The organism is Bifidobacteriaceae bacterium, from assembly GCA_031281585.1.
GTDB lineage: Bacteria > Actinomycetota > Actinomycetes > Actinomycetales > WQXJ01 > JAIRTF01.
Window position 1 is genome coordinate 1 of sequence record JAITFE010000141.1, and the last position, 22,494, is coordinate 22,494.

The 22,494-nt window shown below is 67.2% G+C and carries 14 protein-coding genes; 10 read left to right on the top strand and 4 right to left on the bottom strand.

The features are described 5' to 3' along the window. Positions 1 to 572 precede the first annotated feature (572 nt). Positions 573 to 1,556, bottom strand: coding sequence for a transcriptional regulator (locus LBC97_14845; protein MDR2567309.1), 984 nt, complete (start codon positions 1,554 to 1,556; stop codon positions 573 to 575). Positions 1,557 to 1,797: 241 nt separating this feature from the next. Here LBC97_14845 and LBC97_14850 point away from each other — a divergent pair, with 241 nt between their 5' ends. The 10 genes from LBC97_14850 to LBC97_14895 all read left to right on the top strand — a co-directional run bounded on the left by LBC97_14850 (position 1,798) and on the right by LBC97_14895 (position 15,934). Further along, positions 1,798 to 3,162, top strand: coding sequence for a sugar ABC transporter substrate-binding protein (locus LBC97_14850; GenBank protein MDR2567310.1), 1,365 nt, complete (start codon positions 1,798 to 1,800; stop codon positions 3,160 to 3,162). A 163-nt stretch (positions 3,163 to 3,325) separates the two neighbouring features. Beyond that, the gene (locus LBC97_14855) at positions 3,326 to 4,198 is read left to right on the top strand and encodes a sugar ABC transporter permease (GenBank protein ID MDR2567311.1); all 873 of its coding nucleotides are present in this window, start codon (positions 3,326 to 3,328) and stop codon (positions 4,196 to 4,198) included. After that, on the top strand, positions 4,195 to 5,085 hold the full coding sequence (locus tag LBC97_14860; GenBank protein MDR2567312.1) for a carbohydrate ABC transporter permease: 891 nt from the start codon (positions 4,195 to 4,197) through the stop codon (positions 5,083 to 5,085). The genes LBC97_14855 and LBC97_14860 overlap by 4 nt, the downstream gene beginning before the upstream one ends. 54 nt (positions 5,086 to 5,139) lie before the next feature. Further along, positions 5,140 to 6,165 (top strand): alcohol dehydrogenase catalytic domain-containing protein, encoded by a 1,026-nt coding sequence (locus LBC97_14865; protein MDR2567313.1) that lies wholly within the window; start codon positions 5,140 to 5,142, stop codon positions 6,163 to 6,165. Beyond that, on the top strand, positions 6,162 to 7,259 hold the full coding sequence (locus tag LBC97_14870; protein MDR2567314.1) for an alcohol dehydrogenase catalytic domain-containing protein: 1,098 nt from the start codon (positions 6,162 to 6,164) through the stop codon (positions 7,257 to 7,259). Before LBC97_14865 ends, LBC97_14870 begins: the two co-directional genes overlap by 4 nt. Positions 7,260 to 7,349: 90 nt before the next feature. Continuing rightward, complete coding sequence (locus LBC97_14875; GenBank protein ID MDR2567315.1) at positions 7,350 to 8,840, top strand: mannitol dehydrogenase family protein; 1,491 nt, start codon at positions 7,350 to 7,352, stop codon at positions 8,838 to 8,840. A gap of 250 nt (positions 8,841 to 9,090) precedes the next feature. Then, positions 9,091 to 9,987, top strand: a complete 897-nt coding sequence (locus tag LBC97_14880; GenBank protein ID MDR2567316.1) for a PfkB family carbohydrate kinase — start codon at positions 9,091 to 9,093, stop codon at positions 9,985 to 9,987. A gap of 97 nt (positions 9,988 to 10,084) precedes the next feature. Next, positions 10,085 to 10,264, top strand: coding sequence for a hypothetical protein (locus LBC97_14885; GenBank protein MDR2567317.1), 180 nt, complete (start codon positions 10,085 to 10,087; stop codon positions 10,262 to 10,264). Between the two features lie 335 nt (positions 10,265 to 10,599). Beyond that, complete coding sequence (locus LBC97_14890) at positions 10,600 to 10,743, top strand: hypothetical protein (protein ID MDR2567318.1); 144 nt, start codon at positions 10,600 to 10,602, stop codon at positions 10,741 to 10,743. A gap of 310 nt (positions 10,744 to 11,053) precedes the next feature. Continuing rightward, entirely contained in the window at positions 11,054 to 15,934 is a 4,881-nt protein-coding gene (locus LBC97_14895) for a S8 family serine peptidase (GenBank protein ID MDR2567319.1), read from the top strand. Positions 15,935 to 16,548: 614 nt separating this feature from the next. Here the strand turns inward: LBC97_14895 and LBC97_14900 are convergent. The 3 genes from LBC97_14900 to LBC97_14910 form a co-directional block, all read right to left on the bottom strand. Further along, positions 16,549 to 20,352 (bottom strand): multifunctional oxoglutarate decarboxylase/oxoglutarate dehydrogenase thiamine pyrophosphate-binding subunit/dihydrolipoyllysine-residue succinyltransferase subunit, encoded by a 3,804-nt coding sequence (locus LBC97_14900; GenBank protein ID MDR2567320.1) that lies wholly within the window; start codon positions 20,350 to 20,352, stop codon positions 16,549 to 16,551. A gap of 393 nt (positions 20,353 to 20,745) precedes the next feature. Next, positions 20,746 to 21,582 carry a hypothetical protein gene (locus LBC97_14905; protein ID MDR2567321.1) on the bottom strand — a complete coding sequence of 279 codons (837 nt, stop codon included), beginning with the start codon at positions 21,580 to 21,582 and terminating at the stop codon, positions 20,746 to 20,748. After that, positions 21,579 to 22,469, bottom strand: coding sequence for an ABC transporter ATP-binding protein (locus tag LBC97_14910; protein ID MDR2567322.1), 891 nt, complete (start codon positions 22,467 to 22,469; stop codon positions 21,579 to 21,581). The genes LBC97_14905 and LBC97_14910 overlap by 4 nt, the downstream gene beginning before the upstream one ends. Positions 22,470 to 22,494: the final 25 nt, after the last annotated feature.

Here is a 22,494-nt window from a genome sequence, read left to right on the forward strand (position 1 = left end):
GCCAGGGCCGCGGCGGTCAGCATGGGCAGCGCCCAGCGCTTTCGGGTTGACAGCGATTGTGCGAACAAATGAATCTCCTAACATTGTCGGTCACGCCACCGGAAGGGGCGCGAGCCAGGTGAGGCATGAAGCGGAATGGATGGGACGGCGCATGCGAGGCAGGCTCGCCCAAGGCCGTGAAAGCGGAAGCGTGGGTCCGCCGGCCCGCGCGTGGAACCGCCGTTGGATAGGTCGGATCGCATTGCTGGATCTCCCTTGATCGGCTGCCCGGCTTCGGGGGAAGCCGAGCTTGCCTGCAACGCAAACACGGAGACCACTTCCGAGACAAGTGCGTTTAGCCCGTCTGTTTGACTACTTGGCTACCGGTTGAACGCGATCAAAGAGGGGTCTTGCCACCCCATTCACCAGCGGTTTCCCGCGTCAGTGCCGCAGCCTGGGCCTGGGGGCGGCCAGGCTTTCCCGGTGAAATCACCGCCTGGGCGCGGGCGTCGCTTGCCTAGACGTGACTGGTCTGCGACCGCTCCCTTCTTGGCGGCGGGAGGGCATCTGTCGCACGAATCAGCGGAGGACCGTCAGCGGCAATGGGCCGCCTCAGCCAGGAGCAGGCGGCCTAGCGCGTCGTCGGTAACCATGATGGTGGCCAGGCCGCCGCGGACCACTGCTCGGGCGGCCTCGAGCTTCTCGGCTCCGTAAACGATCACTACCCGCTCCGGTGTCCGTTTCAACTGGTCAAAGCTCATGCCGATGACCCGGTCGTCAAGCGCGGTGATCGGGGCGCCGTCCCGGTCGAAGAGCAGGCCGGCGCATTCGCCGACAGCCCCGAGCTCATGCAAGACGGCGGCCTCCTTGGGGTCGATCGAGTCGTAGACCGTCGACAGGCCGGATTCCCACGATCCGACGGACACGAACACCTTGGTCAGCGAGGCCATCGCCGCCACCGCCGCCGCGGCAGCGGAGGCGCGCATGGAACGGGCCGTCTCGGCAGTCGGCGCGACAATGGGCCCGTAGTAGTTGATGAAACGCGAGCCGGAGACGCCGGCCAGGCGCCGGACCAACTCGACGGCCGTCTCGTCAACGTCGGAATGGACCACCGCCCCCGAAGCCTGGACTATGGTGCACTGCGCCAAAGACTTCACTAGACGGGCGGCCAGCGTCAGCACGCGGCTCCACGGAATCCCCACCACGTCATCGGGCTCGATCAACTCCGTCAACAGGTCCGCCACAACCGGCGCGAAGGCTTCCCGGAGTGATACCTGAGAGGACTGCGGCGTGTCAACGACAATCGCCCGCCGGAGATTGAAGCGGGCCCTTAATTGGTGGGAGAGGTCGGCGTCCAATCGTTCGGGCAATCTGATCTTGACCTCTACCAAGCCAATGTCGCGAGCGGCGTTGAGCAGCCGGGCGATCTTGTACCTGGACAGGCCGTACTCAGTGGCCAACTCGACTTTCGACTTGCCTTCGAGGAAAAACTCGCGGGCCAAGCTCGCCATCAGCACAAGCTCGGCTGGCCCCGGCTCTGCGGCTTGGGCTCGGTGCGTATCCATGAACGTGGTCATGGGATCTCTCCTCTGATCGTGGCGGCTGTCAGCCCTAGGTCAAGTTTAGATAACGATTTGTGCGGTCGTTGCGTCTGGTGGGTGTTTCGGGCTTGACCCGGCGGTACCGCACCAATAGTCTGGCACCCGTGCCCAGATGAGCGCAAGGCCGCCCATTTGGGCAACTGCCAAGGAAGACAGAACTACCACCGGTGATCCGCAATTCGATTTCGACGAGGAAACAGGAACTAAGGAGATAACAATGAGATCAAAGACCACAGCCTTGCTGGCGGCGGCCGCCATCGGCGCGCTGGCGATGGCCGGTTGCGGCGCCGACACGAGCGACGACAACAAGGGCGGGGACGACAACAAGGGCGCCAGCGGTGGCGAACTGAACGTCCTGATGGTGGGCAACCCGCAGATGAAAGACATCGAGTCTCTGGCGGAGGAACACTTCACCAAGGAGACCGGTATCAAGGTCAACTTCACCATCCTGCCGGAGAACGAACTGCGCGACAAAGTGGCGCAGGACGTGGCCACCCAGGCCGGACAGTACGACGTCGTGACCGTGGGCGCCTACGAGGGCAGCGTTTGGACGGCCAACGATTGGCTCTACAACCTTCAAGACCTGGCGGAAAAGGACACCGAATTCGATGTGGACGACCTCTTGCCGGCCATGAAAGGCGTGCTCAGCAAGGACGGCGACCTCTACGCCATCCCGTTCTACGGCGAGTCGGCTTTCACCATGTACCGCGCGGATGTGTTCGAGCAGCTTGGGCTGACCATGCCGGCCGAGCCGACCTGGGCGGACATTGAGAGCCTGGCTGCTCAGATCGAGGGCAAGGTGGACGGGGTCACTCCAGTCTGCTTGCGCGGTCTGCCCGGCTGGGGCGAGAACATGGCCGTGGTCGGCGCCATGATCGACGCCTTCGGCGGCACTTGGTTCGACGCGGACTGGAATGCCCAAATGAACTCAGAGGGCACCTCTCAGGCGATCGAGTTCTACGTCAACCTGGTCACCAAATACGGCGAGGCCGGCGCTTCCGAGTCCGGTTTCACCGAGTGCCTGAACAACTTCACTCAAGGCAAGTCCGCCATCTGGTTCGACGCGACGTCGGCCGCCAACACGATCGAGTCGCCCGATCACTCCACAGTGGCCGGCAAGGTCGGCTACGCCGACGCGCCCAGGGAAGACGCCCGGTCCGGTTGGGTTTGGACCTGGGCTTGGGCAGTGCCCAAGACCACGAAGAACCTTGACGACGCCTGGAAGTACATCGCCTGGGCTTCCGGCAAGGAATACGAGAAGACGGTGGGGGCCGAGGTTGGCTGGACCCGCGTGCCGGATGGCAAGCGTTCCTCGACCTTCGAAATCCCGGAGTACAAGCAGGCCTCGGCCGCCTATTCGGAGCAAATGCAGGCCGCTCTGAACCAGTCGAACCCGGAGGATTGCGGCGTCCAGGCACGTCCAGTGCCAGGCTGCCAGTACATGGCCTTCCCTGAATTCGCTGATTTGGGCACCAAGGTTGGCCAGGAATTGTCCGCCGCTATCGCCGGTCAGAAGACCGCTGCGGAGGCGATCGCGGCCTGCCAAGTTCTAGCTGAGCAGGTGTCGGAGCAAAAGAAGTAAAGACGCGGTCAATTCGCCGGGCGCGCAGCCAAAAGCAGTGTTGGGGCTGCGCGCCCGGCCCTCGCGAAAAGAAAGGTCCCCCGTGCCCAGAATCAAGGCATCCCCAATTCCTGACGCTAGGGCTGGCCAAAAGGCCGGCGCCTGGCGCCGCCGTCTTCCTTTGATGCCGGCGCTGATCTTCCTGGTCGTTGTAACGCAGATCCCCTTTGTGGTCACCATCGGGATTTCGCTGTTCCACTGGATCGTGATGTACCCGAACGACACCCACTTCGATGGCTTTGCCAACTACGTGGCGGTGCTCCGCGATCCGTACCTGCGGGCCGCGATCGTCAACACGGTCATCATGGTGGTCACGGGGGTGCTGTCGGCGCTGGTCATTGGCACCTTCTTGGCGCTGCTGCTGAACCGGACCTTCTTTGGACGCGGGGTTGTCCGGACGTTGCTCATCACCCCGTTCCTGATCATGCCGATGGCCGCCTCCTTGATGTGGAAGCACCTCATCTACAACCCAGAATACGGCCTGATCAACGGCGTGCTGAAGTGGCTGGGCAACACCTTCGGGTTTGACCCCGCCCAACCCGAATGGGTTTCCGGGCAGCCCAAACTCGCAGTGATTCTGGTCTTGGTGTGGACGTGGACGCCGTTCATGATGCTGATCACCCTGGCCGGGCTGCAAGCACAGGACCCCGAAATCAAAGAAGCCGCGATGATTGACGGCGCGAACGCCTTTCAGCAGTTCCGCTACCTCACCTTCAAGCATCTCCGCCAATACCTCGAGCTGTCCACGGTGCTGGGCGTGATCTATTTGTTAAACGCGTACGACCAGGTCTTTTCCATCACCCAGGGCGGACCGGGAACGGCCACAACCAACTTGCCCTATCAGATCTACGTGACCATTTTCCGCGGCTATGACTACGGCCGCGGAGCGGCCGCCGGCGTCTTGGTGGTGGTCTTCTCGATCATCATCTCGAACTTCGGCTTGAAGCTGATCAGTTCGCTGAACAATGTGGTGCCGGCCGGAGGGAGGAAGAAATGAGTGCCGTCGCGATCAAACCGAGCCCCTTGAGGCGGGCGCCGGCAGCCAAGCGCGTGCTGTCCAGGCCCGCCAGGCGGCGCAAGCGCAACAACGCTCTGCTGGGCGTGCTCGCCTGGTTCTGCGGTCTGGTGTTCTTCGCGCCGATCGCGTGGATGGTGTTCGTGTCCTTCCACAAGGAGGTGCACGCGGCCGTTTCGCCGCCGAACTTGACGGCCCCCATGACGGTCGAGCAGTACACCAATATCTTCGAGCGCAACATCAGCCCCTACATGCTGAACTCGCTGATCGCCGCGGGCTTTTCGACCCTGCTGGTCATAGCCCTGGCGGTGCCGGCGGCTTACGCCACCGCAGTCAAGCCGATCAAGGCGGTCAAAGGCACGCTGACCTGGGTGTTGTCTACCAAGTTCCTGCCGCTGATCGCGGCGCTGCTGCCGCTCTATCTGGTTTTCAAGGAACTCGGGTTGCTGGACAACATTTGGGCGCTCGTCATCTTCTACACCGGCATGAACCTCCCGGTGGCGATCTGGATGATGCACTCGTTCCTGTCGGAGATCCCGCCGGATGTGATGGCGGCGGCGGAGGTTGACGGGGCGGGCTTGCCGACCATCCTGATGCGGATCGTGTTGCCGCTGGCGCTGCCGGGGATTGCCGCGACGGCGTTGATAGCCTTCATTTTCGCTTGGAACGAGTTCATGTTCGCGCTGTCGCTGACCGGCACCAAAGCTTCGACCGCACCGGTTTATCTGGTGTCCTTCATCACCTCCGAAGGCTTGTTCATAGCCCAATTGTCGGCCGCGTCCTTGGTCGTTTCGATCCCCGTGGTGATCGCCGGCTGGGTGGCGCAGGATCGGCTGGTCCAAGGCCTGTCGCTCGGCGCGGTGAAATGAACTAACCAACAAACGAACCAACCAACGAACACAAGGAATGTAACCGTGACAACAATGCGCAGCGTCCACCTGGCCGGGATTGGCCAAGTGGAGGTCGTGTCTCGTCCAAGACCCCAGCCGGGGCCGGGCCAGGTGCTGGTCGCCTCGACGTATGCCGGCATCTGCGGCTCGGACACCCATGCGGTGGCCGGGCACCATCCGCTGCTGATGCCGCCGGACTATTACCCCGGGCATGAGGCCACCGGCCGGGTCGCGGAAGTCGGCCCCGGGGTGGCGGGATGGGAGGTCGGCCAGCGCGTCATCCTGAAGCCGAACATAGCCTGCGGCCAATGCGTCAACTGCCTGGCCGGGCGGACCAATGCGTGCCAGACGCTCGCGTGGATCGGCTGCGACCTGACAAACCGGTGGCCCGGCGCCATGGCGGACTATTTCATCGCCCCGGCGTCCAACCTTTTCGCGGTTCCGGGCGACATGGATGACGCGACGGCGGCGCTGGTGGAGTGTCTTTCGACGCCGGTCCACGCCGTGCGCATCGCGGGCGGGATCGCCGGCGACGGCGTGGTCGTGATGGGTGCCGGCACGATCGGCCTGCTCACCGTGATCGCGGCGCGTTTGGCCGGAGCGGGGCGGATCGTGGTGACGGACCTCGACCCGGACAAGCTGGAGCGGGCCCGCCGCCACGGCGCGGACGTCGCTGTGAACGCCTCGGCGCCGGACGCGAACGCGCAGGTGGGAGAGGCGTTGGGTGGCCCGGCCGACATTGTGTTCGACTGCGTGGCCTCAGGGGGTTCGGTCCGCCGGGCGCTGAGCTTGGTGCGCCACGCCGGCAAGTTGATGGTGGTGGGCGTGCCGAGCGGGGAATTCGCGGTTCCCATGCCGTATGTCCAGGACTGGGAGTTGACAATCCAGGGTTGTGCGAACTACACGGCCGAGGACATCGACGCCTCAATCGCGATCGCGGCTCGCGGCGAGGTGCCGACCAGCGAGATTGTCAGCCGCGTTTACCAGCTTGAGCAGGCCCGCGAAGCGTTCGCCGAGGCCGCTCAGCCAAGTTCCGGAAAGGTATTGATTCAACCGTGACCAACCCGATTCTGGGCAACGCCTCCGATGCCGTGTTGCCCGCGACCAGGTCCGCCGCGAAACCGTCCGCGACGTCCGCGACGAGCCCCGCCGGGCCGACCCAGGGGATGCGCGCCTGGCAGTGGCGCGGACCGGGGGACCAGGGGCTGATCGACACACCGGTTCCAACCCCGGCGGCGGACGAGTTGCTGATCGCCGTCGAGGCGTCCGGACTGTGCGGCACGGACTTGAGGATCCTGGCGGGGGGCTACGGCCACGCCAAGGCCCCGCAGGTGATAGGCCACGAGTTCGCGGGCACGGTGGCGGCGGTCGGTTCGGCCGTCGCGGACTACGCCGTTGGCGACCTGGTGGCGGCCGATCCGAACGTGTATTGCCTGGCCTGCGAATGGTGCAGCCGTCAGGCGTACAACCTGTGCGCCAACATTCAGGCGATCGGGGTCAGCCGGGCCGGCTCGATGGCCGAGTACGTCACGGTCCCGGCGCGCTTGGCGGTCAAACTGCCAGGGGGCTTCGACCCGGCGCTGGGCGCGCTGATCGAGCCCCTCTCCTGCGTTCTGCACGGGATTGAGCGCGGCGCCGTGGTGGGCGGCCGGACCATGGCGGTGTACGGCGCGGGCGCGATTGGCCTGATGGCGGTCGCGGTGGCCGCGCAGCGGGGCGTGGCGGTCACCGTGGTGGAGCCGTTGGCCATGCGGCGGGAGCGCGCGGAGGCGGTCGGCGCGGTCGCCGCCACCGGCGAACTGGCGGCCGGCGCCCGGTTCGACTACGTTCTGGACGCGTCCGGCGCGCCGCCGGCCGTCGCCGATGGACTGGGCCGGTTGCGCAAACGGGGGACGTTCATCCAGATGGGCGTCACGCCCATGGACTTCCGCCTTCCGCTGACGCCGTACGACCTGTATGAGAACGAGTGGCGTGTGATCGGCTCCAACTCCGTCGCCGACTGCTACGAGCGGGCGGCCGCGTTGATGCCGTCAATCGCGGAGCCGATGCGCCAGTTGGTCACGCACACGCTGCCGTTGGCGGAACTGCCGCAGGCGGTCGAGTTGATCGCGGACCCGGCGGCCGTCAAGGTCCAAATCGATCCGCGCCTCTGATTGGACGAGCAAGCGATCAGCCCAGCGGGCCATGGGGCAATCCAGAAGTTTTTCCGTTCACCACCAAACAACCAAGAGAGGCACATTCCGGTGATCACCCTCAACCAAGCCGCCCTCGGCGGGCCGACAAACCAGCTAGCTGGCGCCGTCGAGCTGCCCCAATATGATCGCTCCCAGGTCAAACCAGGCTGGGCGCATTTCGGGGTGGGCGGATTCCACCGCGCCCACCAGGCTTTCTACTTGGACGAGGTGATGAACCGAGGCGAGTCCCTGGACTTTGGGATCATTGGCGTGGGCCTGATGCCGTCAGACGCGAAGATGCGGGACGTGATGGCGGCCCAGGATTGCCTTTACACGTTGGTGACGAAGTCCTCGGACGGGGTGTGGGCCCCGCGCGTGATCGGCTCGGTCATCGGCTACCTTTACGGCCCCGACAACCCCGAGGCGGTCGTGCGGCAACTGGCCGACCCGGCCATCCGGATCGTCTCCCTCACCATCACCGAGGGCGGGTACAACTTCGACCAGGTCACCGGCGAGTTCATCGCCTCCAACCCGGCCATCCAGGCGGAGTTGGCGCCGGGCGCCGCGCCGACCACGGTTTTCGGATACATCTACGAGGCGCTGTGCCGCCGCCGCGAGCGGGGCGAGGCCCCGTTCACCATCATGTGCTGCGACAACATCCAGGACAACGGTGCCGTGGTCAAACGGGCGCTGACCAGTTACGCCGCGCTGCGGGACCAGGGGATGGCGGACTGGATTGGCCAGGCGGTGGCCTTCCCCTCCTCCATGGTGGACCGCATCACGCCGCAGACAACCGACCAGGACCGCCGTGACGTGGCCGAACGCTTCGGGATTGAGGACGGCTGGCCCGTGGTCGCCGAGTCGTTCACGCAGTGGGCCTTGACGGATTGGTTCCCGCTGGGCCGTCCGCGTTTCGAAGACGCAGGCGTCCAGGTGGTGGCGGACGTGGTGCCCTACGAGTTGATGAAGTTGCGCCTGCTCAACGCCTCCCATCAGGGGATCGCCTACCTCGCGTACTTGGCGGGCTACCGTTACGTGCACGATGCCGCCCGCGACCCCGACATGGCCAGGTTCCTTCTCGCTTACATGGACTCTGAGGCCACCCCAACCCTGCGGCCGGTCGAGGGAGTGGACCTGGCCGCCTACAAGCGCGAATTGATTTCGCGTTTCTCCAACGCGGAGGTGCGGGACACGGTGGCGCGCCTGGCCGCGGAGGGTTCGGATCGGATCCCGAAGTGGCTGGTCCCGCTGATGAACGAGCAATTGGCCCAGGGCGGCGACATCCGCCGGTCGGCGGCCATTTGCGCGGCCTGGGCGCGCTATTGCGAAGGTGTGGACGAACAGGGCGCGGCCATTTCGATTGTCGACAACGCCCTTGAACAGGTCACGGCGGCGGCCAAAGCCCAGGCGGGGGATCCGTTGGCGTTCGCGCGGCAGAAGACTTTCTTCGGCGACTTGGCCGACCGCCCGGAGTTCGCCGAGCCGTACCTGTGGGCGCTTGACTCGCTGCACCGGGTCGGCGCGGCCGCGACCCTCAAGGCGCTGGCCGAACTGACCTAACGGGACCGAACCGGGCCGCCGCAAGGCGGCGGCGCGACAGCTTCACGGGGGCGGCGGTGGGGCGAACCGGGGCTGGCTGGGCCTGGCGTGCGGTGGTGGCTGGGCCAGACGGCATCGGCGGCGGGGCGAACTGCGGCGGGGCGAACTGCGGCTGGCTGGGCCTGGCGTGGGGGGCGGCCGGGCCAGACGGCATCGGCGGCCTGACCAGCCGTCCCGCGCAACTATGTTGGTGAAAACAAAGGAGACGGAAATGCTGATCAGCGTGGGCGAACCGATTGTCGCCTTCGAGCGGGTGCGCCAAGCGGACGGCGGGATCATTGAACGCGGGCCGCACGCGAGCGGGGCGCCCGCCATCTTCGCGTACATCGCGGCGGCGTTGGGGACGCCGACCGCTTTCATCGGGGCGGTCGGCCGGGACCCCCACGGCGACTTCTTCAAGGCGGAACTGGCCAGGTCCGGGGCCGATTCGGCGGCGGTCCACACCGACCCGGGCCGGCCGACTGCCACGGTGTTGATCCACTATGACGCGGCGGGGGAGCGGAGCTTCGACTTCGCGCTGGCCGAATCGGCGGCGGCGCGGCTCCCCGAATCCGCGTTGGGCGACTATCCCGAGCGTGCCGACTGGTTCCACTGCTCGGGTTCGGCGCTGCAGTTCGGCGGCGACTTGGCGGCGACGGCGATGACCGCGCTGATGCGGGCCAAGGCGGCGGGGGCGCGGGTTTCGTTGGATCCGAACATCCGGCGGGAGTTGTTGACTCCGGCGGGGGTCGACTTGTTGCGCCGGGCGGCGGCTCTCTCGGACGTGGTGTTCCCGTCCGAGGGGGAATTAGCCGTCCTGGGGACCGGGGCCGAGTCGCTGCTGGCCGGCGGCGCGCTGGTGGTGGAGACCCTCGCGGAGCGGGGGGCGGTCGCGCGGTTGGGCTCCCTGACCTGGAGCTGGCCCGCTTTGGCCGATCCGGACTCGATTGTGGACACCGACGGCGCGGGGGACACCTTTGCGGGCGCGTTCGTGGCGGCCGCGATGGCGGGCTTCGAGCCGCCCGAATGCCTGTGCGCGGCCTCGCGGGTGGTGGCGCGGGCGATCGGGGTGGAGGGGCCGACCACTGTGGACCTGTCAGAATGGAGTTGGTCTGATTTGGTCGGCTGATCCGGTCCAACTGGCGGACGCGCGGCGTCCGCCTGGTGCGCACGGGCCGGGGGCAGGCTAAAACGGAACCGAACCCATCGGCTGTCAGGAGGGGACAATGTCTTCCGAATTCGTTTCGACCACAACCGGCGTGGTCAAGTCATTGGGCCGCTTGCTCGGCGCCACGTTCAAGGCGAGCGGCAAGGCCATGGACGACCTCAGCGACCGCTTGCGCGCCTACGCGGACAACACCCCGCCGCCGCCCCCGATCATCCCGAACGACGACCAGCCGGAGTAACCCCGGCCGCTCGCGCCCCGCTCCCTCCAACTGGCTGTCCAACCGGGGACGGTGAATTCTTCGAACGACGGGGACAGACAATCCCCGCACTCCGGGCTCCCGCCACCCACCTGACCTGCCCAAATGGGGACAGCCCTTTTCGTCTGGACGGCGGGGACACACCTGGCGCGGGCGGCCGGTTCGGGCACCGCGGCAGCCATACTCAAATTAACCGGCATTAACCTGTATTAACCAGAGTTAGCCTGTAGGGGCCGGCGTCAGGGTGAGCGGCTTCGGCTTGATTTGCGGGTTGGCGCATGGGAGGCGCGACCTGGGGCGACCGTTTCAGGCGGCTGGTGAGGAAGTCGGACTCAGGGCCGGCGGGGCTTGTGGTCGCGGTTGACGGGGTCCTTGCCGGCCATCGGGAGCTTGAGGCGTTGGCCGCCGAGTGTCGGCAATTGGTCACGGGCAAGTCCGAGGTCGCGCCGTTGGCGGCCTAGCTGCTCGGCAGGGTGAGGCCACACCTCGCGGCTGATTCGGTTTCGTTCCTCCGGCGCGCCCATGGACCTTGGCTGGATTGTTTCCGCAAACTGGCGCGTAAACACGAGACTTGCTGTGGGAAATGAAGAACGAGAGCTCATTGCGCGTGTCAATTCCGTAGATTCCAGCAGCTCCCGTCCCAGTCCCTGACGGAACTAGCCCGAGGATTCAAGGCTCAAGGTCGTGGTAGCGTGGGGTTTGCGTGCGGGGGCGCCGCCCTGTTTAGCCCGTTGGCGTTTTTTGGCGCCGTGCTTTTGATGGAGAATGCCCATGTCTCATCGCCCGCTGTCTTTGGCTGTTTGGCTTGTGTCCTTGGTTGGTTCGGCCGCGCTTGTGGTCTCGGGCCTTCCCGCTCCCAGTCTGGCGGCTGGCGGCGTGTCCGCTTCCGGGTCGGCCGCCCCGGCGGGGCCTGCGGACGCGGGCGGCGCCGCGGGGCCCGCAGACCCGGCGGGCGCGGCCCTTGGCGTTCCGGAGGATCCCGCGGACCCGGAGGATCCCGCGGAGCCGGTCGATCCGGCGGATTCGGCGGGGGGCCTGGCGGATCCGGCGGATCCGGATTGGGGGGTTATTTCGTCGCGGGTGATCGCGATTCCGAAGGGGACGACGGATCCGGGGGAGGTGGCGCAGTCGGTCGATCAGGCGGCGGCTGCGTTGGGCGCGGGGGACGAGGTGGAGTTGTTGGAGAATCCGGGCCCGGAGGACGCGAACACGGTGGTGGTGGTCGAGGCGGACCCGGAGATCTCGGGGGACGTGTTGGCGAGTTTGAAGGCCAGCGGCCTGTATGAGGCGGTGGACTTCGACGCGTTGTTGGAGCCTGATTATTCGTCCGCCCCGAACGACCCGGACTTCGCGTCGAAGGCGCAGTGGGAGTTGGGGCCTTATCCGGGTGTGAACGCGGCGGCGGCGTGGCCGCTCTTGAGCGGCGCGGGCGCGCCGCGGAGCGCCCCGGTGGCGGTGATCGACACGGGCTTTTTGACGACCCACCCGGATTATCAGGGCGCGAACTGGGTCGCGGGGCGGGACTACGCGAACGACACCGAGGACGTGTCGCCCTGCCCCGGGTACCTGGGGCAGCCCGACCCGCACGGGACCGCGACCGCGGGGATCGTCGCCGCCAAGACGGACAACGGGCTCGGGATCGCGAGCGCGGGCTGGGACAACCAGGTCATCTTCCAGCGCATCGGCCTTTACAACCCCAGCGGTGTGATCAACACCTGCGGCCTGTCCGTGGCGGGGTGGGTGAACGCGATGTACGACGCGGTTGACAACCTTGGGGCGAGGGTGATCAACATGTCCTTCGGCGGGAGCCGCCCGTATGATGCGGCCACGGCCGCGATGCGGCACGCCAGCGAGTTGGACGTGGTGTTGGTGGCCTCGGCGGGCAACGACGGCACGACCCGGCGCAATTACCCGGCCTCTTATCCGAATGTGATCTCGGTGGCCGCGACCGACTCGAAGGGGAACCTGACCGAGTGGTCGAACCGGGCGGACACGGTGCTGGTGTCCGCGCCCGGGCTTGCGAACCACGTGCTCGGTTTGGACGGGGGGACCACCACCATGAGCGGCACGTCGTTCTCCGCGCCGACGGTGGCGGGCGTGGTGGCGATGATCCGCCGCGTCAACCCTGCCCTGACGGCGCCGGAGATCGCCGCTTTGCTGAGGAGCACCTCGAAGGGGACTCAGCACGTGGTGGACGCCAAGGCGGCGTTGGACAGGGCGCGGTCGAAGACAGCGACGCCTTATCTCGCGCTCTCGGAGAACTTCCCCGTGGTCGGCAGCGAGGCGCAGACGCTGCCGGTGAAGGTAGCCACAAACCAGGCGTCGTGGTCGATCAGCGCGAACACGGGCTCGAAGTGGCTGGCGCCGTCGGTGTCCAAGGGCGCCTCGGGGAGCGTGGTGTCCTTCCGGTTGGCGGAGAACGCGACCGGAAAGCTCCGGGCGGCGAAGGTGACGTTCAAAGCCGGTGCCCTGACCAAGGTGCTGGAGGTGACGCAGTGGCCGGTGGACCGGTGCGCCGGCGACATCATCACGCACATCACCTGCGAATTCCCCGCCACGGACCCCTCGACCAGCTTCTCCGATCAGATCAACCCCGCCGCCGACGACATCGACTACATCAAACTGGTCCCCCCCGTCGACGGCACCTACGAATTCCAGATCACCAGCACTCTGCGGGACCACCAGACGCTGTCCATCGAGCTTTATGAGCAGAACGGCGAAGCCTACGATCTGGTTGAACTGGGGTATACGTGGTCCGAATCCGGGTTGATGTGGACTACCGCGCTACGCGGCGGCAAGGCCCACATCATGGCCGTCACATCTCTGTCCTTCAGCGCTGCCTACACCATAACGGTGACGCGGCTGACCGCCCCACGCCTGGAGTGGGCTCCATCTGGGACGACAGTACAACTGTGGCCCTCCGGCTACCACTACCGCTGGCGTGCGGAACCAGCTCGGACGGTTTATACCAACGCGGCCCGGTGGGAGGCGTCGGTCACGGATGGCGCGGGTTGGTTGAGGGTGACGGAGGGCGGCCGCCACGGCGACGTTATGAGAGTGTGGGCTTTGGAGAACACCAGCCCGTCCGAGCGTTCGGGCACGATTGTCTTGCGGGCGGGGGACTTGTCCGCCGTGTTCTCCGTCAACCAGTGGGGCGTCCTCCAGGACGAGTGCGCGGAAAACGCGGCCACCAGGTGCGAGTTCCCGCGCGCGGATCCCGCCGTTTTCAGCTCGCGCCTCGACCGGTCGGACGACATAGACTGGGTCCGGTTCACGGCACCCGCCGCCGGCGAGTACAACGTCGTCGTCGAGCACATCCGCGGGCGGAGCACGTGCGAGGCGACTATTCTGGACTCTCCCCGGAACAACGCCCTGGTGTGGTGGTCCAATTTCTCCGACTTTTGGGGGCCGTTCAGGGCGGATGTGAGTTTCTCGGCTGGGGGCGTGTACTACGTGGGACTCGGCGGATGCTCGGACGATGATTACCGGGTTACGGTGACCCACACCGGTCCGCTGGCCATGACGTTGGCTCCGGACGGGGGGTCGGTTCCGGCCGGGGGCGGGGCGGTGGTCAGCGCGGTCGGGGTTCCGGCTGGCCGGGCGTGGGAGGCCTCGCCGGATGACGCGTGGTTGTCGGTTTCCCCGGGGGCGGGGGCCGACGGTGGGACGTTGCGGGTGACGGCGGCGGCGAACGAGGCCGAAGTGGCGCGGGTGGGGCATGTCACGGTCCGGTCGGAGTTGGCGCCGGGGGTGCCCCAGGCCCGCGTGTTGACGGTGACCCAGGCCGCCGCGCCCGTGTGGGCGCGGTTCAACCCCGACGCGCTGGCGGCGGGATTCCAGGAGTCCGACCTATACGCGCCCGTCGACACCAACCACGTCGGGTTTTCCCCGTGGAACGGTGTCGTTTCTTCCGCGTCGTGGCTGGTCGTCGCCGATTCCTGGGTCAGCGGCGGCGGCGCGATGCGGTTGAGGGTGTTGGAGAATGGTTCGGCGTCTCCGCGGACGGCGCGGGTCACCGCGAAGGTGGGTCAGCAGTCGACGGTGTTGACCGTGACGCAGGCCGGCGCGCCGGTGGTGTTGTCCCGTTCGGCTTGGGCGGCGCCGCAGAAGGCGGCGTCGGAGTCTTTCACGGTGACGGCTGGTTCGGGGTCGTGGACGGCGGCGTCGGACGCGGAGTGGTTGACGTTGTCGGCGGCGTCGGGCAAGAGCGGCGATTCGGTGAAGATGACGGCGGCCGCGAACCGGGGCCCCAAACGCGTGGGGACCGTCACGGTCAGCGCGGGCGGCTCCTCGAAGACCGTCTCGGTCACGCAGGAGGCGGGCCCGGCGGCGACTTTGGCTTTGTCGAAGACGACCCTGGCCGCGACGGCCGGGGGCGGGGCGCTTACGGCGACCGTGACGACGAACCAGGACTCCTGGGCCGCCGTTTCCGACTCGGCGTGGCTGGCGGTGTCCTCGGGGGGCGGCGGGGCCCTCGGGCTCGTCGCGGCGTTGAACACCGGCCCCGCCAGGACCGCTGTCGTGACCGTGACGACCGGGGGGCCGATGGGGCCGTTGTCGAAGACGCTGACCGTCAACCAGAGCGCGCCGGCGGTCACGGCGTCTCCGGCGTCCTGGCAGGCGCCCGCGGGGGGCGGGGCGACCACGCTGACGGTCTCGACCGACCAACCCGGGTGGACCGCGGCGTCGGACTCGGCGTGGCTGCTGGTCGCCCCCGCCGCGGGGGTCGACGGGGAGCGGGCGGTCCTGACCGCCCTGGCGAATACCGGCGCGGCCCGGACGGGTACCGTGACGATAACCGCCTCCGGCGCGACCCGCGCGGTCGCGGTCAAGCAGGCGGCACCGGCGGCGGCGTCGCTGTCGCTGTCCGCAACCTCCTGGGACTCCTACGCCGGATCCGGATCCACGCTGGTCACTTTGAAAACGAACCTGCCCGGCTGGTCCGCGACCGCGGACCAGCCGTGGCTGTCCGTGTCCGAACCCTCCGGGCCCGGCAACGCGAACGGCCGCGCCGTCGCCGTCGGGGTCGAGCAGAACACGGGCGCCGCCCGGTCCGGGACCGTCACGTTCACCGCCGGGACCGCGTCGAAAACGTTCAAGGTGACCCAAAGAGCGGGGCCGTCCTATGTGGCCCCGTCGCTGAAATGGTGGAACGCGCCGTCCGGCGGCGCCACGATCACAGTGTCCGCGGAGACGATCAACGGGAAGACGTGGACCCTGAAATCCTCCGCGTCCTGGCTCACGGTCTCCTCGACCGCGGCGGGCGCGTCCGGGGCGACCCGGACCGTCACCGCCGCCGCTAACACCACCACCGCCCGGCGCACCGCCACCCTGACGTTCACCTCCAACGGGGTCGCGAAAACAGTCGCGGTCATCCAAGACACCGGCAAAGCGGTGACCGTCTCGAAGACGGCCTGGGCTCCGGCCGCCGCCGGCGCGGCGACCACCGCGACCGTCACTACCTACAACGATGCCGCCTGGGAGGCGTCATCCGACCGGGACTGGCTCGTGATCGGCCCTGCGGGCGGCGCCCCCGGAGGCGTCCTCAACCTCGTCGCCAGGCCAAACACCGCCAACACCCCCCGCACCGCGACCGTGACCATCACATCCGGGGGAACCACCGCCGCGATCACCGTCACCCAAACCGGGTGAGACCCCGGCGGGCCGCGCAAAACCCACAACCCGCCCCCCGCCACGAACCCAGACGCACATCCAGGGCTTCGCAGCAGGGGCGAGCCGCTGATCGGGCGGGTTCGGTGCCGCGCGGGCTCGGAGTTGTTGGATTAGGACGCGAGGAGCCGGACGGCCGGCGTCAGCAGGGGCGGCTTCGGCTTCGCTAGTGCTCGGGGAGCGCCCGCCCCGCCTTGGCGACCACGGGATGGAACCGCCGCTGGACTTGAGCGTGTTCGACTACGCGCAGCCCGCTGAGGCCAAGAACGCGAACACCGCGACAGGCCTTGTGAGGCGGGCCGCCGCGCCCGCCACCCGGGTCCGCAAGGCTTTGCCCCTTGTCACCCATGACGTTTCCCCGCCTGCGGGAATCGGGTGCGCAAAAGAAGCGAGGGATCAACTCGCGGGAGAATCCTGGGATGGCCTGACGCAGGAATTCTCTGCCGCGCGCTCAGAATTGATAGTCGACCTCGGTCGACTATCGCTGGCCGGCCACCAGGAGCAAGGCGGCTTTGGGAACGTGCCCCCGTGCGCCGCCCAGGCGATCCCGGTGGCGCGCGGACGGCATCGGGAAAGGCAGGGCGAATCCGGTGCTCTCAGAGGGCGAAGGCCTGGTTCAGGAGCGCCTCTTGTTCCACCGCGTGCTGGGAGTGGGAGCCGGTCGCCGGGGAGGCGGCCTCCGGACGGGAGACCACGTCCAGGCGGCGGCCGCCCAGCAGGGGCAGGGCCTTGCGGAGCAGGAAGCTCCAGGCGCCCTGGTTGGCGGGCTCGTCTTGGACCCAGACCAGTTTCGCGTCCGGGGCCAGGCCGCCCACTATGGTGTCGATCATCTCCTGGGTGAGCGGGTAAAGCTGCTCCAGGCGCACAATCGCGGTAGAGGCCTGGGCCGGGCTGTCCAGCTTGTTGCGACGGGCCAACAGGTCCCAGTAGAGGCGGCCGGAGCACAGCAGGACCCGCTTCGCAGCCGAGTTGGGGACCACCGGGTCAGCCAGGACGGGCTGGTAGGTGCCGGTGGTGAAGTCCTCGATCGAGGAGACCGCCTCCTTGCGCCGCAGGCCGGACTTCGGGGTGAACACGATCAGCGGCTTGCGCGGCCGGGCGTAGGCCTGCAACCGCAGAAGGTGGGCCAGGTTCGCGGGCGTGGTCGGCTGCGCCACCCGCAGGTTCTCCTCCGCGCACAGAGCCAGCCACCGCTCAATCCGAGCGGACGAGTGGTCCGGCCCCTGGCCCTCGTAGCCGTGGGGGAGCAGGTACACAACCGAGGAGTGCTGGCCCCACTTTTGTTCCGCGGAGGACACGAATTCGTCCGCGACCGTCTGCGCGCCGTTGAAGAAGTCGCCGAATTGGGCCTCCCACAAGACCAGGGCGTCCGGCCGTTCCACGGAGTAGCCGTATTCGAATGCTGCGATCGCGTATTCGGACAGCGCCGAGTCGTAAATGAACACCTTCGCCTGATGGTCTGACAGGAACCACAGGGGCGTCCATTCCGCGCCGTTGACCTTGTCGTGGAAGGTGACATGCCGGTGGGCAAAGGTGCCGCGGCGGGAGTCCTGGCCGGTCAGACGCACCGGAATGTCCTCCAGGAGCAGCGACCCGTAAGCCAGCATCTCGCCCATGCCCCAGTCGATCCCCCCGTTCTTCGCCATCTGGGAGCGCTTTTCCAGCAGCGAACGAAGCTTCGGGTGCACGGTGAACCCGGCGGGCGGGGCGACGAACACCTGGCCGACTCGTTCGATCACGGCCGGGCTGATCGAGGTCTTCCAGCCCATCAGCACGCCGGCGTCTTCGCGCTGCGAGGCGGGCAACTCCAAACCGTGCGAAGTCTCCGAAACGGTGCCCGCCTGCCGGGCTTCGACCTGGGCTTTGATGCCCTCGCGGGTCTCTGTGAAGGCCCGTTCCAGTTCGGATTGGAAGTGCTTCAACGACTGTTCCGCGTCTTCCAAAGTCAGGTCGCCGCGGGAGATCAAAGCCTCTGTGTACAGTTTCCGCACCGACCGTTTCTTGTCGATGTAGGAGTACATGACAGGCTGTGTCATTGACGGGTCGTCGCCTTCGTTGTGACCGCGCCGGCGGTAGGAGACCAGGTCCACCACCACGTCCACCTGGAAGTCGTCGCGGAAGGCGGCGGCGAGCATGGTCGCCTTGATGCACGCCTCCGGGTCGTCCCCGTTGACGTGGAAGATGGGGCAGCCGTAGCCCTTGGCCACGTCGGTCGCGTACTGGGTGGAGCGGGAGTCGACCGTGCCGACGGTGAACCCGACCTGGTTGTTGATGATGATGTGGACCGTGCCGCCGGTCCTATACCCGCGCAGGTTGTGGAGGTTCAGCGTCTCCATGACCACGCCTTGGCCGGCGAAGGCGGCGTCGCCGTGGATCAGGACGGGCACCACCGCGAACGCGGCGTCCGGACCCAAGTTGAGGCGGTCCTGCTTGGCGCGGGCAATGCCCTCCACCACGCCGTCGGCCGCCTCCAGGTGGGAGGGGTTGGCGGCCAGGTAGACCTGGATCTCGTTGCCCGCGGGCGACACGAACGGCCCCTCGGTGCCGAGGTGGTACTTGACGTCCCCGGAGCCCTGATAGGTGTCGCGGGCGTCCGGATTGTCCTCGAATTCGGAGAAGACCTGGCCGTAGGACTTGCCCGCAATGTTGGTCAGCACGTTGAGGCGGCCGCGGTGCGCCATGCCGATCACGACCTCGCCGGTGCCCTGGTCCGCGTAACGCGAAATCATGGCGTCCAGCACGGGGATGACGACCTCGGAGCCCTCCAGCGAGAACCGCTTGGCGCCCACGTACTTCGTTTGGAGGAAGGTCTCCAGGGCCTCGGCCTCGTTCAGTTTCGCCAGCGCGCGGATTTGGACGTCGCGCCCCAGCGGCTCGGCGGGCCGCTCCATCCGGTCCTGCAGCCACTGCCTTTGCGCCGGGTCCTCGATGTGCATGTACTCGACGCCGATCTTCCCGCAGTACGTGTCGCGCGCCAGTTGGATGATGTCCGCGAGCTTCATGGTTTCGCGCCCGCCGAACCCGCCCACGTTGAACACGCGCTCCATGTCCCAGATGGTCAGGCCGTAGGAGGAGAGCAGCAGGTCCTCGTGCCCGCGCTGCCGGTAGGCGAGCGGGTCGATGTCCGCCGCCATGTGCCCGCGCACGCGGTAGCCATGGATCAGCCTGGTCACGGCCGAGGTCTTTTGGTCGAAGGGCACCCGCGTGTCCTGCTCCCAGCGGATCGGTTCGTACGGGATCCTCAGGGACGCGAAGATGCGGTCGTAGAACCCGTCCTCACCCAGCAGTTTCCGGTGCATCAGCCGCAGGAACTCGCCCGACTGCGCCCCCTGGATGACCCGGTGGTCGTAGGTCGAGGTCAGGGTCAGCAGTTTGGAGATCCCCCAGTCGGACAGGTTCGCCTGGGCCGTGCCTTGGAATTCGGCCGGGTACTCCATGGCGCCCACGCCGACTATCACGCTTTGGCCCGGCATAAGACGGGGCACGGACGCGGAGGTTCCGATGCCGCCGGGGTTGGTCAGCGAACACGTCACGCCCGAAAGGTCGTCGACGGTCAGCTTGCCGAGGCGGGCGCGGCGCACCAAGTCCTCGTAGCCCGCCCACAACTCCGCGAACGTCAGCGTGTCCGCCTTCTTGATGGCGGGGACCAGCAATTGGCGGGAGCCGTCGTCTTTCTTCAGGTCGATGGCCAATCCCAGGTTGACTTGGGCGTGCTGGATCAACGCGGGCTTGCCGTCCTCAACGCCGTAGGCGGCGTTCATCTCCGGCATTTCCCGCATGGCCTCCGCCATGGCGAAGGCGATCAGATGCGTGAAGGAGATCCGTCCTCCCCGCGAGCGGGCCAGTTGGTTGTTGATCATGCCCCGGTTTTCGATCATGACCTTGGCGGGGACCTGGCGGATCGAGGTGGCGGTGGGCACACCAAGGGAGGTTTCCATGTTGACGGCGGTCCGCATGGGCGCGCCCCTGAGGATCCGGACCTGGTCTTCGGTGGGGACCTCGCCCGCCTCGGTCAGCGCGCGCGGCTCGGCGCTGGTGTACCGGGCGATCGCGGGCTGGGCGGCGGCGGCCGGGGCGGCGTCGTGGCTGAGGTCCACGGGCCGGGGGCGGTGCGGGGCGTCATCGGGGCGGACCGGTTCCGGCCTGGCGATCGGCACCGGCCCGCGTGGCGCCGCCGGCGCCGGGGCGGCGGGGGCGGCGCTGGCCTGGGCGTCCGCGTCCGCCTCCTTGCCGGCGTGCTCTTGAAGCCGCTGGCTGGACGGCCGGTAGTCCTCGAAAAAGTCCCACCACGCCCGGTCGACCGATTCGCGGTCCTCCAAGAAGCGCTGGTACAGGTCGTCGACCAGCCAGGCGTTGGCGCCGAATGCTTTGGGGCTGGGTGTGGAGGTTTCAGTGGTCACAGGAAAGACGACCTTTCGTGGGTCAGGCGCTCTTGGGTAAAGTGAAGGTAATAGGCCGAACGGGGCGGCTCCGCCATTGGCGCCCAACTGTTCGGCAGCGTGTGCGACACCCTTCGATGGTAACTCGTGGGGACGGCATCGGCCACTTGGAGTCACGGGTTGACCTGCGATAATGACTTAAGTCCTAACGGGGGCGTCGAGGGGCGGTCAAAGCTGCTCCAATCGAGAGGGGACAAACCGTCAAGTTGGGTCAACGTTTGCTGATGTCAAACCAACCGTTGACTATCTGGGTAAAGCAAAGGCAATTTCGCCCACGGCACCCGCGCGCCGCGCCGAGGCCGGGGCCGGCGGGTCCGCCAATCGGGGCCGGACAACGGCCTCAGGCCACCCGCCTCACGACACGTCGCGGCGGAACTGCGCCGCGTAGCCGACTCCGGCCAGGACAACCGCCCAGCCGACCATGACGACCACGGCCCAACCCCACGGGAGCGCGCCAGTGCTTGTGCCCATAACCTCGTAAAGGCTGGTGCCCTGGATGGCGTCGCCGACCGATCCGGGCAGGAAACGGGTCCAAGCCCAATCCTGGTTGATCATGGGTGGCAGCGTGCGGAGGATCGGCTCCAGGGCCTGGGTCTCCGCGAGGACCACCACGATCAGCGCGACCTGGTTGGTGATGAGGGAGCCCAAGCCCACGCCCACGCTGGCCCACAAGGTGAAGTCAATGAGCGCCCGCCCAAGGAAGGACCAGGTGCTCGCCTGGCCCAAACCCGCGTCGCCGCCCATGAGCTCCAGGACCAGCGCGGCAGGCAAAGCGGTCGCGGCCACGCAAACCAATCCGTACAGGAAACCCATCGGCAGCGAGGCGATCATTTTGGCGCCAAGCACAACGTAACGGCGCGGGTCGGCCAAGAAAGTCGGCGTAATGGTCTTGTGGCGGTATTCCTGCGTCACCGACAACGCGCCAATCAGGAGCGGGAACGCGTAGGCGAACGAACCGGCCATTGAATAGATCATCCTGGCCAGCGCGCCGCCCTCCGGAAGGAGCGGACCGGCCTCCATGGTCGCGCCGCCTTGCGACGTGATCTCGGCGGTTGACCGCAGGGCCATCTCGAAGGAAAAGGACATCAGCAGGCCCATGAACGCCAAGTACCCGGCGGCGCAGATCATCAGGATCCACCACATGCGGGTGGAAAAGAGCTTCCGGAATTCAGACTTCAGCGCCGCGGTCATTTCAGGCCACCGCCTTCGGTCAACTGGAAGAAGACTTGTTCCAGGCCCGCCACCTGGGTGGCCAGTTGCGTCAGCGCCAGGCCTGCGGCGAAGGCGGCCTGGCCTATGTCCGCTGCGGTTGGGCCGGTGATCATCAGCGTTCCATCCGGTCTGGGGGTGGCCGGCCAGCCGCGCTGGGCGGTTAACCGCTCCAGGCCGCCTTGGTCGGACGCCGCCACGACTGTCTGCGGCTGGGCCAGTCCGCGCAGCTCGGCCAGCGATGACTTGTGGACAAGTCTGCCCTTGGCGATGATCACCACGTCGTCAACCGTGTTCTCCACCTCGCCCAGCAGGTGGGAGGAGATCAGGATGGTGCGGCCCTGCGCGGCCATGGCCCTCAGCAGCGAGCGCATCCACGAGATGCCTTCCGGATCCAGCCCGTTGGTCGGCTCGTCGAGCAGGAGGACGGCTGGGTCGCCGAGCAGGGCCGCCGCCAACCCGAGCCGTCCCCGCATGCCCATGGAAAACTGGCCGACCCGCCGTTTGGCGTCCGATTTGAGCCCCACCAACTCCAGCACCTCCAAGCAGCGCTTGTCGCTGACGCCGACCTCCGGGGCCAGCGTCTTCAGGTGCGCCAGGGCGGTCCTGCCGGGGTGGAAGGAGGACGCCTCCAGGGCCGCGCCGATCTGACGTCCCGGTTTGAGGATGGCGGCGTAGGTCTTGCCGTCGAATGTCACAGCCCCCTGAGTGGGGCTGATCAGGCCCAGAGCCAGCCGCAACGTGGTCGTCTTGCCCGCCCCGTTGGGGCCCAGGAAACCAGTCACGCGGCCCGGTTCGACCTCGAAGCTGAGATCCTCCACGGCCGTCAGCGAGCCAAATCGCTTGGTCAGGTGCGCCACTTCGATCACGCCTTCCACCCTACGTGATCAACCG

What these genes read in the sequence shown, in the direction of transcription:
- LBC97_14845 (MDR2567309.1), bottom strand. Translation starts at nt 1,556, where the DNA reads ATGACCACGTTCATGGATACGCACCGAGCCCAAGCCGCAGAGCCGGGG.
- LBC97_14850 (MDR2567310.1), top strand. Translation starts at nt 1,798, where the DNA reads ATGAGATCAAAGACCACAGCCTTGCTGGCGGCGGCCGCCATCGGCGCG.
- LBC97_14855 (MDR2567311.1), top strand. Translation starts at nt 3,326, where the DNA reads ATGCCGGCGCTGATCTTCCTGGTCGTTGTAACGCAGATCCCCTTTGTG.
- LBC97_14860 (MDR2567312.1), top strand. Translation starts at nt 4,195, where the DNA reads ATGAGTGCCGTCGCGATCAAACCGAGCCCCTTGAGGCGGGCGCCGGCA.
- LBC97_14865 (MDR2567313.1), top strand. Translation starts at nt 5,140, where the DNA reads ATGCGCAGCGTCCACCTGGCCGGGATTGGCCAAGTGGAGGTCGTGTCT.
- LBC97_14880 (MDR2567316.1), top strand. Translation starts at nt 9,091, where the DNA reads ATGCTGATCAGCGTGGGCGAACCGATTGTCGCCTTCGAGCGGGTGCGC.
- LBC97_14885 (MDR2567317.1), top strand. Translation starts at nt 10,085, where the DNA reads ATGTCTTCCGAATTCGTTTCGACCACAACCGGCGTGGTCAAGTCATTG.
- LBC97_14895 (MDR2567319.1), top strand. Translation starts at nt 11,054, where the DNA reads ATGTCTCATCGCCCGCTGTCTTTGGCTGTTTGGCTTGTGTCCTTGGTT.
- LBC97_14905 (MDR2567321.1), bottom strand. Translation starts at nt 21,582, where the DNA reads ATGACCGCGGCGCTGAAGTCTGAATTCCGGAAGCTCTTTTCCACCCGC.